Annotated in this window: 6 protein-coding genes and 1 pseudogene; 1 reads left to right on the forward strand and 6 read right to left on the reverse strand. The window is 72.5% G+C overall.

The window, feature by feature from the left end:
• A pseudogene (locus tag ABD378_RS19265) lies at window positions 1-1,960 on the reverse strand (ATP-dependent helicase); the annotation flags it as partial.
• 45 nt (window positions 1,961-2,005) lie between these two features.
• On the opposite strand from ABD378_RS19265, the gene ABD378_RS19270 reads away from it, so the two are divergent.
• A complete protein-coding gene (locus ABD378_RS19270; protein WP_344522160.1) occupies window positions 2,006-2,245 on the forward strand; it encodes a mycoredoxin in 240 nt (79 codons plus the stop codon).
• Here the strand turns inward: ABD378_RS19270 and nudC are convergent.
• The 5 genes from nudC to ABD378_RS19295 all read right to left on the reverse strand — a co-directional run bounded on the left by nudC (window position 2,242) and on the right by ABD378_RS19295 (window position 12,598).
• A complete protein-coding gene (gene nudC, locus ABD378_RS19275; RefSeq protein WP_344522161.1) occupies window positions 2,242-3,189 on the reverse strand; it encodes an NAD(+) diphosphatase in 948 nt (315 codons plus the stop codon). The two genes, ABD378_RS19270 and nudC, sit on opposite strands and share 4 nt — an antisense overlap.
• A gap of 58 nt (window positions 3,190-3,247) precedes the next feature.
• Entirely contained in the window at window positions 3,248-4,669 is a 1,422-nt protein-coding gene (locus ABD378_RS19280; protein WP_344522162.1) for a dipeptidase, read from the reverse strand.
• Window positions 4,670-4,679: 10 nt separating this feature from the next.
• Window positions 4,680-8,231 carry an ATP-dependent DNA helicase gene (locus ABD378_RS19285; RefSeq protein ID WP_344522163.1) on the reverse strand — a complete coding sequence of 1,184 codons (3,552 nt, stop codon included), beginning with the start codon at window positions 8,229-8,231 and terminating at the stop codon, window positions 4,680-4,682.
• A gap of 73 nt (window positions 8,232-8,304) precedes the next feature.
• Window positions 8,305-9,000, reverse strand: a complete 696-nt coding sequence (locus ABD378_RS19290) for a LolA-like protein (protein ID WP_344522164.1) — start codon at window positions 8,998-9,000, stop codon at window positions 8,305-8,307.
• Between the two features lie 112 nt (window positions 9,001-9,112).
• Window positions 9,113-12,598, reverse strand: a complete 3,486-nt coding sequence (locus ABD378_RS19295; RefSeq protein ID WP_344522165.1) for an ATP-dependent helicase — start codon at window positions 12,596-12,598, stop codon at window positions 9,113-9,115.
• Between the last annotated feature and the right edge of the window lie 277 nt (window positions 12,599-12,875).

Raw genomic sequence — 12,875 nt, forward strand, 5'->3', positions numbered from 1 at the left:
CCTGGCGCCGCCGCTCCCCTCACCGCCGCTGCCGCGCTCGACCCCACCGGGTCCGCCGCCCGCGGCGCGCGCTCCGGCACCCGCCCCCGAGCCCGGGCGCAGCCCGTCGAGGAAACGGCTGGGGCGGCGGCCGGCGCGACCGCCCGGTGAGCGGGACAGCGCCCAGGAGAGGGAGAGGTGGAGGCGGGCCCGCGTGACGCCCACGTACAGGAGGCGGCGCTCCTCCTCGACCTGCTCGTCGGTCTTGGCGTACGTGATCGGCATCATGCCCTCGGCGAGGCCGACCAGGAAGACGGCGTCCCACTCCAGGCCCTTGGCGGCGTGCAGCGAGGCGAGGGTGACGCCCTCGACGGTCGGCGCGTGCTGGGCGCTCGCGCGCTCGTCGAGCTCCCCCACGAGGTCGGAGAGCGTGGCGTCGGACTTGGCCCGGGCGAAGTCCTCGGCGAGGCGCACCAGGGCCGCCAGGGACTCCCAGCGGTCGCGGGCCGCGCCGGAGCCCGCCGGGGGCTGCGTCGTCCAGCCCTTCGTGGAGAGGACGGCCCGCACCTGCGAGGGCAGGTCGATGACGTCGTCGAGCAGGGCGTCGTTGCCCCCGAAGCGGGCCGCGCCGCGCAGGGCCGCGCCCGCCTCCCTGACCTCGGTGCGCTCGAAGAAGCGCTCGGCGCCGCGCAGCTGATAGGGCACACCGGCGTCGGCGAGTGCTTGTTCGTAGATCTCGGACTGGGAGTTCGTGCGGAACAGGACCGCGATCTCGCTCGCCGGGACGCCGTCGGCGATGAGCGCGCGGATGCGGCGGGCGGCGCCTTCGGCCTCGGCTGGCTCGTCCGCGTACTCCGTGTAGACCGGTTCGGCGCCGGCGTCGCGCTGGGAGATCAGTTCGAGGCGGTGGTCCGCGGCGCGGCCTCGGGCCTGGGAGAGCAGGCCGTTGGCGAGGTGGACGACCTGGGGTGTGGAGCGGTAGTCCCTGACGAGCTTGACGACCGTCGCCCCGGGGTGGCGGGTGCGGAAGTTCAGCAGGTGGTCGGGGGTCGCGCCGGTGAAGGAGTAGATCGTCTGGCTGGCGTCGCCGACGACGCAGAGGCTGTCGCGGTCGCCGAGCCACAGCTCCAGGAGGCGCTGCTGGAGCGGGCTGACGTCCTGATATTCGTCGACCACGAAGTGTTGGTACTGGGCGCGGACCTGGTCGGCGATGTCGTGGCGGTCCTGGAGGATGCCGACGGCCAGGAGCAGGACGTCTTCGAAGTCGATGACGGAGCGGTCGCGCTTGAGGTCTTCGTACGCGCCATAGATCTGGGCGATCTCCGCCGCGTCCCTGGGGATGAGGCGGCCCGACTTCGCGGCGGCGGCCGCATAGTCCGAGGGGACGGTCTGGGTGACCTTGGACCACTCGATCTCGCTCGTCACGTCGCGCAGTTCATTGCGGTCGAGGCGGATGCGGGAGGCGGCCGCCGCGTCCGCGACGAGCTTGATCTTCCGGTCGACGATCCGGGGCAGCTGGCCACCGACTGCTTTCGGCCAGAAGAACTGGAGCTGGCGCAGGGCGGCGGAGTGGAACGTGCGCGCCTGGACCCCGGAGGCGCCGAGCTGGCGCAGGCGCCCGCGCATCTCGCCCGCCGCGCGGTTGGTGAACGTGACGGCGAGCACGCTGGCGGGCTGGAGGATCCCGGCGCGCACGCCATAGGCGATCCTGTGCGTGATCGCCCGTGTCTTGCCCGTACCGGCGCCTGCCAGGACACACACCGGCCCGTGCAGGGCGGTGGCCACCTCGCGCTGCTCGGGGTCGAGCCCGGCGAGCACCGCGTCGGCAGAGTCCGGGACCTGCGGGAAGAGGGTGGAGTGCGTTGCTGCTGTCACCCCGCCATGCTGCCAGGTCGCAGGAGGCGCGTGAGCCCGGTTGTCCACAGGGAGGCCTACGCAGTCGTACTAATGCGGGAATGGTGGCCGGGTCGCGTACGTTCAGGTCTTTGCGATGACGCACCCCGAGCGACAAAGGAGCGCGAAACACATGCCGGGCACTGTGACGATGTACAGCACCACGTGGTGCGGCTACTGCCGCCGGCTCAAGGGCCAGATGGACCGCGAGGGCATCACGTACAACGAGATCAACATTGAGCACGACCCGGATTCCGCGGCCTTCGTCGAGAAGGCGAACGGCGGAAACCAGACGGTTCCCACCGTTCTCTTCCCGGACGGCTCCACGCTGACGAACCCGTCGCTGGCCCAGGTGAAGCAGAAGCTGGCCTAGCCGACGGTGCCCGGCTTCGGCAGGGGCTTGCCGTACCAGAGCTCGATCAGTCGGGCCGCAATCGAGATCCCGTAGGGAGGCAGGACCTCTCCGGACTCGAATGCGGCCCGCAGGTCTTCCCGGGAGAACCAGCGGGCCTCGGAGATCTCCTCGCCGTCCACGTTGATCTCCGACGACGTGGCGCTGGCCATGAAGCCCAGCATCAGGCTGGAGGGGAACGGCCAGGGCTGGCTCGCGACGTACTCGACGTCGCCGACCATGACACCGGCCTCCTCCCAGACCTCGCGCCGCACGGACGTCTCGATGGACTCGCCCGGCTCCACGAAGCCCGCGAGCGTCGAGAAGCGGCCCTCGGGCCAGTGCACCTGGCGGCCCAGGAGCGCGCGGTCCTGGTCGTCCGTCACGAGCATGATCACGGCCGGGTCCGTACGCGGGTAGTGCTCGGCGCCGCACGCCTGGCAGCGGCGGATGTGTCCTGCCGCCGCGATGACCGTGCGCTCGCCGCAGCGCGAGCAGAAGCGGTGCAGGCGCTGCCAGTTCTCCAGGGCGACGGCGTGCACCATCAGGCCCGCGTCACGGGGCGACAGGAGGAGCCCCGCCTCGCGCAGGCCCGCGGGGCGCGCCTGCTGGTCCATGCGGCCCGGCAGGGAGTCCTTCTGCAGCGCGAAGTAGCTGACGCCGTCGTCGTCCGTGCCCAGGAAGTAGCGGTGGGCCTCGGTGAGGGGCGCTTCGAAGGACGGGGTCATCACCAGTTCGGTGGTGCCTTCGGACGTCTCGTCGATGAGCACCTGGCCGCCGGAGACCACGAAGACCCGTGTCGTGGGGTGGCTCCAGGCGGCGGCGAGCCAGGCCTCGTCGAGGCGCTGGTGGGCTGCGCGATCGATGCCGCTCGGTGCGGTGAGCGAGACGGGACGGTCAGCGGTGCGGTCGGTCCAGGTGGTCACAGGTGCTTCCAACTCCCCCGATGGAATGGGTGGTTCAGCAAGGTCGACAAGGCGTGGCTCAGTGTGCATCGCGCCAGTGCTCGGCGAGATCGCCCCACAGGTAGGCCGTCGCCTCGACTCCCTTGAGGAGCAGATCGAGTTCGACCTTCTCGTTCGGCGCGTGCCAGCCGTCGGACGGCACGGAGATGCCCAGGAAGAGCACGGGGGCGGCCAGTACGTCCTGGAGATCGGCCGCCGGTCCCGAACCGCCCTCTCGGGTGAAGCGGATCGGCTGCTCGAAGGCCTTCCCCATCGCCCGTACGACGGACTGCAGGGCCGGGTGGTCGAGCGGCGTCAGGCACGGGCGCGTGGCGGCGCCGAAGGCGATCGTGTGGCTGATTCCGTCCGGCAGCTGGTCGGCGACCCAGGTGCGTACGGCCTCTTCGACGCGGTCCGGGTCCTGGCCCGCGACGAGCCGGAAGGAGAGCTTCAGGACGACGGACGACGGGATGATCGTCTTGCCGCCCGCTCCTTGGTAGCCGCCGCCGATGCCGTTCACCTCGGCGGTGGGGCGGGCCCAGATGCGCTCCAGGGTGGTGTGGCCCGCTTCTCCGTGGGTCGCGTGCGACTTGGCCGTACTCAGCCAGCGCTCCTCGTCGAAGGGCAGCTCGGCGAAGAGTTCGCGCTCGCGGTCGGTGAGTTCGGTGATGCCTTCGTAGAAGCCGGGGACGGCCACGCGCGCGTGCTCGTCGTGCAGCGCGGCGACGAGGCGGGCTGCCGCGGTCGCCGTGTTCGGGACGGCGCCGCCGAAGGAGCCCGAGTGGATGTCCTGGTCGGGGCCGCGCAGCTGGATCTCGCAGTCGGCGAGGCCGCGCATACCGGTGCAGACCGTGGGGGTGTCCTCCGCCCACATGCCGGTGTCCGAGACGATCACCGCGTCGGCGGCGATGCGGTCCTTCTGCTCCTCGATCAGCGCGCGGAAGTGCGGGGAGCCCGACTCCTCCTCGCCCTCGATCAGGAGCTTCAGGTTCACGGCGGGGGCGGTGCGGCCGGTGGCGGCGAGGTGGGCGCGGACGCCGAGTGTGTGGAAGAACACCTGGCCCTTGTCGTCGGCGGCCCCGCGCGCGTAGAGGCGGTTGCCCTGGACGACGGGCTCGAAGGGTTCGGTGTGCCAGCCGTCCTCGCGGGCCGCGGGCTGCACGTCGTGGTGGCCGTAGACGAGGACCGTGGGGGCCTCGGGGTCCCCGGAGGGCCACTCGGCGAACACGGCGGGCGCTCCCGGCGTCTCCCAGACCTCGACGGCCGGGAAGCCGGTCTCCTTGAGCTGGGCCGCGAGCCAGTCCGCGCTGCGCCGCACGTCGTCCGCGTGGTCGGGCTGTGCCGACACGGACGGGATGCGCAGCCACTCGACGAGATCGTCGAGGAAGGCGGCACGGTGGGTCTGGATGTACGTACGGACGGCGCTGCCGCCACTGACGTCGCTGTCAACGGACTGGCTCATGGTCACGAGCCTAGCCGTCCCCGGGAGCCGGATCGTCCGGTGGTTCGTCACCCGACTGCCCGCCCGGTTCCTCGAGCAGGATCCGCTCGAGCTCGGCCCGGCCCGGCAGGTGCGCGGGGCGGGAGGTCTCGCCGCTGCGCACGTACAGGAACGCCGCCTTCACGGACTCCGGAGGCACGTCGTGCAGCTCGGCCCAGGCCAGGCGGTAGACGGCGAGCTGCAGGGGGTCGGCGGTGCGGGTGCGGCTGGTCTTCCAGTCGACGATCTCGTACGTCACGTCGTCGCCGTCGACCTCCTTGTAGACCGCGTCGATCCGGCCGCGCACGACGCGGCCCGCGAGCGTCAGCTGGAAGGGCACCTCGACGCGGTGGGGGGTGCGGTGGGCGTACTCGGTGCGTTCGAAGGCCTCCTTGAGTGCGTCCAGATCACGTTCGTCGGCGATCTCGGCCTCGCCGGGGCCGCCGCCGGGCAGGTCCTCGGGGGCGAGCAGCGGGAGGCGCAGCTCTTCGAAGCGGGTCTCCACCCAGGCGTGGAAGCGGGTGCCGCGACGGGCCGCGGGCTGCGGCGGGCGCGGCATCGGGCGCGCGAGCTCCTGCGCGAAGCCCTCCGGGTCGGCGGCCAGGCGCAGCACCTCGGACGCGGTGAGCGATGCCGGTACGGGGATGTCCCTGATCGCCTCGCGGGCGCGCAGGAGTTCGCCGGTGAGGGCGTCCAGGTCGCGGTCCCAGGAGGCGAGGGTGCGGGACTCCTCCGGGGTGAGGCGGGGCTCCTTCGGGTGGGTGGTGACAGGGTGCGGGCGTGCGTCGGGCCCGGAGGGCGGGGCGGCCGCCTGGTGCGGGATCGCCGGGCGGGCCGATGTCCAGGAGTCCCAGTCCTCGGGGTCGGCTTCGGGCGGCCCTGCTTCTACGTAGGGCGGTTCCTCTTCTACGTAGGGCGGTTCCTCGTCCTCCGGAGGGGGTGGCCAGTCCGGGTCCTCGGCCGGGGGCACGTCGTCGTACGCCGACGGGTGGGGCTCTTCGTGCGAGCGGGCGTCGGCGGCGGCGTCCGGCGCCCCCTCCCCCGTCAGGCGGTCCAGATGCGTGAGGACCGTCCGCGCGGCGGCCCGGCGGCGGGCCAGGGACGTGTCGTCAAGCGGGAGCGGCCACGCGTGCTCGGCGGCGCCCTCCACCAGGGCGGGGTTCTCCTCGCCCTCCTCCGGTTCGTCCGCCCAGGCCTCGATCTCCCCGTGACCCACCGCGCAGTGGTCGTACAGCGCCCGGAGGAAGTCCGAGGGGCCGCGCGGCTTCTTCTGCGAAGGGCCCCACCAGTGGCCGGAACCCAGGAGCAGCGAGCGGGGGCGGGTGAACGTCACGTAGCCGAGGCGGAGCTCCTCGGTGCGCTGGTGCTCCTTCATGTCTTCGTGGAACGCCTTCATGGACCGGGAGTCCCACGCCTCGATGTCGGGCAGGGTCGCCGCGTCCCCGCGCAGCGCGTGCGGGACGACCTTGCCCTGGGCCGTCCACTTCTCGCGGCCCTGGGTGCTCGGGAACGTCCCGGTGACGAGCCCGGGGACGGCCACGACGTCCCACTCCAGGCCCTTTGACTTGTGGGCGGTGAGCACCTTGACCGTGTTCTCGCCGCCGGGCAGGGCGTTGTCCAGACCCTTCTCGTACTGCGCGGCCGTCCGCAGGAAGGCGAGGAAGGCCAGCAGGCTCGCCCCGCTGTCGTTCGCGGCGAAGGACGCGGCGACGTCCAGGAAGTTCGACAGCGTCTCGCGGCGGCGGGCCGCGAGGGCGTGCGGCGACGCGGAGAGCTCGACTTCCAGGCCCGTGACGGCGAGCACCCGGTGCAGCACGTCCATCAGCGGGTCGGCCAGCGAGCGGCGCAGATCGCGGAGTTCGGCCGCGAGGCGGGCGAACCGCACCCTCGCCTCCGGCGAGAAGGGCAGGCCGTCGTCCTCCCTGTCGTCGTCCAAGGGCGTCTCCAGGAACGTGTCGAGCGCGTCCGCGAGCGATATCACCTCGGCGGGGTCGACCCCCTCCACGGCCTCCGCGAGACGGCGGTCGGGGTCCTCCGGAGCGGCGTGCCCATGGCGTACGAGAAGGCGTGCGCGGCGGCCCAGGAGGGCGAGGTCACGCGGGCCGATGCGCCAGCGCGGGCCGGTCAACAGGCGCACCAGGGAGGCGTTCGCACCCGGGTCCTGGAGCACCTCGCAGACGGCGACGAGGTCGGCGACCTCCGGGAGGTGCAGCAGACCGGAGAGGCCGACGACCTCCACGGGGACGTCGCGGGCGACGAGTGCCCCCTGGATCTGCGCGAAGTCCGTCGCCGTGCGGCACAGGACGGCGATCTCGCCGGGGGCCTTGCCGGTGTTCACGAGGTGCGCGATGGAGTCGGCGATCCAGTCGATCTCCTCGGCGTGCGTGCGCAGCAGGGCGCAGCGCACCATGCCGTCGCGCTCGGCGCCGGGCGCGGGCCGCAGGGCCTGTACGCCCGCGTGCATCGCGCGCAGCGGCTCCGCGAGGCCGTTCGCGAGGTCCAGGAGGCGGCCGCCGCTGCGGCGGTTCTCGCTGAGCGCGTGACGGGCCGCGGGGCGGCCGTCGGCGTGCGCGAAGTGCTCGGGGAAGTCGTCGAGGTTCGCCACGGACGCGCCGCGCCAGCCGTAGATCGCCTGGCAGGGGTCGCCGACCGCCGTCACGGGGTGGCCAGTGCCGCCCCCGAAGAGGCCGGCCAGGAGGATGCGCTGGGCCACCGACGTGTCCTGATACTCGTCGAGCAGGACGACGCGGAACTCCTCGCGCAGGATCTCGCCGACCTCCGCGCGGGCGTCGGCCAGCGTCGCGGAGAGGGCGATCTGGTCGCCGAAGTCGAGGAGGTCGCGGGAGCGCTTCGCCTCCCTGTAGCGGCCGACGAGCTCGGCCAGTTCGAGCCGGGCCGCCGCCGTCTCCGGCACCTTGCGCAGGTCGGCGTTGGAGAGCTTGGCGCCCTCCAGGGTGTGCAGCAGTTCGGTGTCGTACGCGCGGAGCCTGTCGGGACGCACAAGGTGCTCCGCGAGCTCGCTGTCGAGGGCGAGGAGGTCGCTGACGAGGTCGGGGAAGGAACGGGTCAGCGCGGGATACGGGCCCGGCGCCTCGCGCAGCACGCGCGCGGCGAGCTGGAAGCGGGTGGCGTCGGCGAGCAGCCGGGCGGTGGGTTCGAGCCCAATGCGCAGCCCGTGATCGGTCAGGAGGCGGCCCGCGAAGGCGTGGTACGTGGAGATGACCGGCTCGCCCGGGGGGTTGTCCGGGTCGAGCGCTTCGGGGTCGGTGACCCCGGCCTTGATCAGCGCCTGGCGCACCCGCTCGGCGAGTTCACCCGCCGCCTTGTTCGTGAACGTCAGGCCGAGGACCTGCTCGGGGGCGACCTGGCCGGTGCCGACCAGCCAGACCACGCGGGCCGCCATCACCGTCGTCTTGCCCGACCCGGCTCCGGCCACGATCACCTGCGGGGCGGGCGGCGCGGTGATGCAGGCCGTCTGCTCCGGGGTGAACGGGATGCCGAGGAGCTCTTTGAGCTGCTCGGGGTCGGTGATACGAGGTGGCACGTCAGAGAGGCTAGCGGCGGCCACTGACAATCGGGGCATCTCCGATGGTCAGTGGCCGCTGCCGCTCATGACGTCAGGACTTCATGAGCTCTGCCAGGTCCACGACCTCGTTCGGCGCCGGGGCCTTGATCGCGACCGACTTGCCGTAGTCGGAGAAGTTCATCGTGCTCGGGTCCTCCTTGCCGGTCGTGACGACCTTGAGGAAGTACGGCTTGCCCTCTGCGGCGACGTAGAAGGTGGTCTTCTTACCCGTCTCGTCCTTGGTGAGCACGGCCGCCTTCTTGCCGTCGACCTCGGAGTCCTTCTCACGCTTGAGCTTCTTGAGCTCCTTGGACTGGAACATGGCGTCCGCGTCGCACACGCCGTTGCCCTTGCCCTTCGGCGACTTCACCCACTTGTCCTCGAAGCGCGAGGTCTGGCCGCCGCCGCCCATGGCGTTCTTCCAGTACGCCGCATCGCCCTTCATGTACTGGGTGTCGCCGGACACGAGGAACTCGGCGGTGCCGCCCGTCCCGCCGTCCATCTTGCCCTCGCAGTCACCGGACTTGGCGACGGAGAAGTCGACCTGGAGCGGCTTTCCCTCCTGCTTGCCCTCGCCGGTCACCTTGAAGGAGCCCGCGTCCTTGGACGCGTCGGCCGCCTTCTTGGCGATCTTGTCGGCGCTCATCCCGTCGAAGGGGTCTTTCTCCTCGCTGGAGCAGCCCGTGACGCCGACGAACGCGGCGGCGCAGACGACTGCCGCGACCAGGAGCTTCCGGTTGGCTGCCATGTGTGTTTCTCCTCAAGAGACGTTGAGCTTTGCGGCGACTTTAGATGGCCTGTGAGGCTGCTATGAGCGCGGGCCGGAGAGAGGTGACGTTGGCCACTGGCCCCCAGGGGTGTCAGTCCACGACCTGTCGGCCCTCCGGACGCGCGCTGCACGAGGCGCGGAAGGCGCAGTGCGTGCAGTGCTGGCCCGTGGTGGGTGAGAAGCGCTCGTCGAGGACCTTGCCGGCCGCGGTGGCCAGGAGGTCACCGACCCACTCCCCGGAGAGCGGCTCCTGGGCCTGCACCTTGGGGAGGGTCTCACCGCCGTCCTTCTTGGCGGCGCCCTGGCGCAGCTGCACCAGTTCCGCACCGCCCGCTTCCGGACGCACGCCTTCGAAGGCGTCGTCGACCGCGCCCTCCCGGAGGGCGAGTTGGTAGACGGCGAGCTGCGGGTGGCGGGCCACTTCGGCGGCGCTGGGGGTCTGTTTGCCGGTCTTGAAGTCGACCACGTAGGCACGCCCTTGCGCGTCCTGCTCGACGCGGTCCATGGAGCCGCGCACGCGTACTTCGTAGGGGCCCGCTTCGAGGGTCACGTCGAAGTCGTGCTCGCTGCTGACGGGGGTGCGGGTCGCGCGGTCCGTCACATGCCACTGGAGGAAGCGTTCGAGCGCCACGCGCGCGTGCTCCTTCTCCTGTGTCGACTTCCAGGGGGCGTCGAAGGCCAGCGCGTCCCAGACCGAGTCGAGGCGCTCCATGAGGACGGCGAGGTCGGCGGGTGTCCTGCCGGATGCGACCTCGTCGGCCAGGACGTGCACCACGTTCCCGAAGCCCTGGGCGGCGGTCGCGGGAGCGTCCGCCTTCACCTCGCGGCCCAGGAACCACTGCAGGGAACAGGTGTTGGCGAGCTGGTCAAGCGCGCTTCCGGAGAGGACGACGGGCTTGTCGCGGTCCCTCAGAGGGACTTCGCTCGCCGTCGGCTCGTACATGCCCCACCAGCGGTACGGGTGCGCGGACGGCACAAGGGGGCGCCCGTCGGCGTCGCTCAGCGCGGCGAGCCGGGCCAGACGGTGGGCGGCGGCCTCGCGCAGGGGCTCCGAGACCCGGGGGTCGACGGTGGTGGAGCGCAGCTCGGCGACGAGCGCGGAGACGGACAGCGGGCGGCGCGGGCGGCCCGTGACGTCCTTGGGCTCGACGCCGAGTTCGGTGAGGAAGCGGGAGGGCTGGTCGCCGTCGTCCGCGGGCGCCTTGACGGCGGTGACGACGAGGCGTTCACGCGCGCGCGTGGCGGCCACGTAGAACAACCGGCGCTCTTCGGAGAGGAGCGCTCCGGGGGTGAGGGGCTCGGCGAGGCCGTCGCTCCCGATGCGGTCGGCCTCCAGGAGGGAGCCGCGGCGGCGCAGGTCGGGCCAGAGGCCTTCCTGGACACCCGCGACCACCACGAGCCGCCACTCCAGGCCCTTGGAACGGTGCGCCGTCATCAGGCGTACGGCCTCGGGGCGTACCGCCCTGCGCGTGAGGGTGTCCGCGGCGATGTCCTGCGCCTCGGTCTCCTCCAGGAAGTTGAGGGCGCCGCGCCCTCCGGTGCGCTCCTCCGCGCGGGAGGCGTACGCGAACAGGGCGCAGACCGCGTCGAGATCGCGGTCCGCGTTGCGCCCCGCGGCGCCACCGCGACGTGCGGCCCGCTCAAGGCGGCGCGGCCACGGTGTGCCGTCCCACAGCTCCCAGAGCGCCTCCTCGGCGGTGCCGCCGCCCGCGAGGCGCTCCCGGGCCTTACGGAGCAGCGAGCCGAGCCGCTGAGCGCCACGCGCGTACGCGGGGTCGTGGGCGACGAGCCGCTCCGGCTCGGCGAGCGCGCGGGCAAGGAGCTCGTCGGAGGGCGGCGGAAGATGGTTCCCCGCGGCGCGCTCCTCCGCGCGCAAGGCCCGGCCGAGACGGCGGAGGTCGGCGGCGTCCATGCCGGCGAGGGGGGACGTGAGGAGGGTCAGGGCGGTCTCGGTGTCGAGCCAGACGGGGGCCGTGGCTTCGGGATCAGCCGCGCCATCGGGTTCGGACTCAGGACCGAGCTCGGCGCCAGCTCCCGGCCCAGGCTCAGGCTCAGGCCCAGGCCCAGATTCAGACTCCGGCTCAGATTCAGCCCCCGGCTCCAGCTCCGGCTCCGGCTCCGGCTCCGGCTCCGGCTCCAGCTCCAGCTCCGCCGCAGCAACCGACGGCTGGGCAACCACCGCCCCGGCCACCGCCCGCAGGGCCGTGAGCAACGGCGTCACCGCAGGCTCATGGCGCAGGGCGATGTCGTCGCCGTCGATGTCCAGGGGGACACCCGCCGCGGTGAGGCTGCGGCGGACCGCGGGGATCGTGTGGGCTCCCGCGCGGACCAGGACCGCCATCTCGCTCCAGGGGACGCCGTCCTCCAGATGCGCGCGGCGCAGGATGTCCGCGATGTTGTCGAGCTCGGCGCCGGACGTCGGATACGTGTACGCCTCGACGCGACCGCCGTCCCGGACCGCCGCAAGCTCCCGGTGGGCCCGCACCTTCTCCGCGGGCAGCCTGGTCAGCGGCATGCGGCGAGTGAGCAGGCGCGTGGCGGCGAGGAGGCCGGACCCGGACCTGCGGGAGGTCGTCAGGACCTCCACCGGGGCCGGAGTGCCGTCCGCGCGCGGGAAGTCGGATGGGAACTCCAGGATGCCGTTCACGTCGGCGCCCCGGAAGGTGTAGATCGACTGGTCCGGGTCGCCGAACGCGACGAGGGAGCGACCGCCCCCGGCCAGCGCGTGCAGCAGCCGTACCTGCGCCGGATCCGTGTCCTGGTACTCGTCCACGAACACCGCGTCGTACTGCGCGCCGAGCGCCCGCGCGACCTCGGGACGCCGCGCAAGCAGCACCGCGCGGTGCACGAGTTCGGCGTAGTCGAGCACTCCTTGCATGTCGAGTACGTCCAGGTACTCCGCGAGGAACGCCGCCGCCGCGCCCCAGTCAGGCCGCCCCGCGCGGCGGGCGAAGGCGTCCAGGGCGTCGGGGCCAAGGCCCAGTTCACGGCTCCGGGCGAGCACCGCGCGCACCTCGTCGGCGAAGCCCCGCGTCGTCAGGCAGGCGCGCAGCTCGTCCGGCCAGCGGACGTGGGAGCGGCCCTCGCCCGCCAGGTCGATCTGGCCCGCGAGAAGCTCACGCACGGCCACGTCCTGCTCGGGTCCCGAGAGGAGGCGGAGGGGCTCGACGAACAGGTCCGCGTCCTGGTGGGCGCGGATGAGGGCGTAACAGAAGGAGTGGAAGGTCGTCGCCTGCGGGGCGTTGGCCGTGCCTATGCGCAGCGCCATGCGGTCGCGCAGTTCCACCGCGGCCTTGCGGCTGAAGGTGAGGACCAGGACCCGCTCCGGATCCGTGCCCTTCGCGATCCGCGCGGCGACGGACTCCACGAGCGTCGTCGTCTTGCCCGTGCCGGGCCCCGCCAGGACGAGCAGCGGCCCTCCGGGGTGGTCAACCACCGCACGCTGCCGTGCGTCAAGACGAGGGGGGTCCACGCGGACCGGCGGTGTACGCACCAGTCGATAGGCGCCCTGGGCCCCCTGTCGCACCTGGAGGTGCGACGGGTGCCGGATGTGCCGGGCGGAAGAAGTGGAGCTCACGTGGGTCGCCGGTCCTGGTGGGTGTACGTGGTGAAAATCGGCTGCGCGATGGCTGCGGGGTGAGAGAAATGCGTGCTGTCGACGCTACGCCAGCGGGCGTGCGGGACGTGTGGCTTCCCCCGTACGGGCCACCGGTCCCCCGCGACGTCGCGGGATGGCCGAAGCTGTCAGGTGTGAGCCCCCGGAGCCTACGGGCGAGCGGCACCGCCGCTTCCCGCCGCGTCGCCACGCGCAGCCTCGCCGCCCCCGCGCGAAGCCGCGCCGTCGCCGCCTGGCG

It is taken from the genome of Streptomyces rectiviolaceus (assembly GCF_039533825.1).
Classification (GTDB): domain Bacteria; phylum Actinomycetota; class Actinomycetes; order Streptomycetales; family Streptomycetaceae; genus Streptomyces; species Streptomyces rectiviolaceus.

What these genes read in the sequence shown, in the direction of transcription:
- ABD378_RS19270 (WP_344522160.1), top strand. Translation starts at nt 2,006, where the DNA reads ATGCCGGGCACTGTGACGATGTACAGCACCACGTGGTGCGGCTACTGC.
- ABD378_RS19280 (WP_344522162.1), bottom strand. Translation starts at nt 4,669, where the DNA reads ATGAGCCAGTCCGTTGACAGCGACGTCAGTGGCGGCAGCGCCGTCCGT.
- ABD378_RS19290 (WP_344522164.1), bottom strand. Translation starts at nt 9,000, where the DNA reads ATGGCAGCCAACCGGAAGCTCCTGGTCGCGGCAGTCGTCTGCGCCGCC.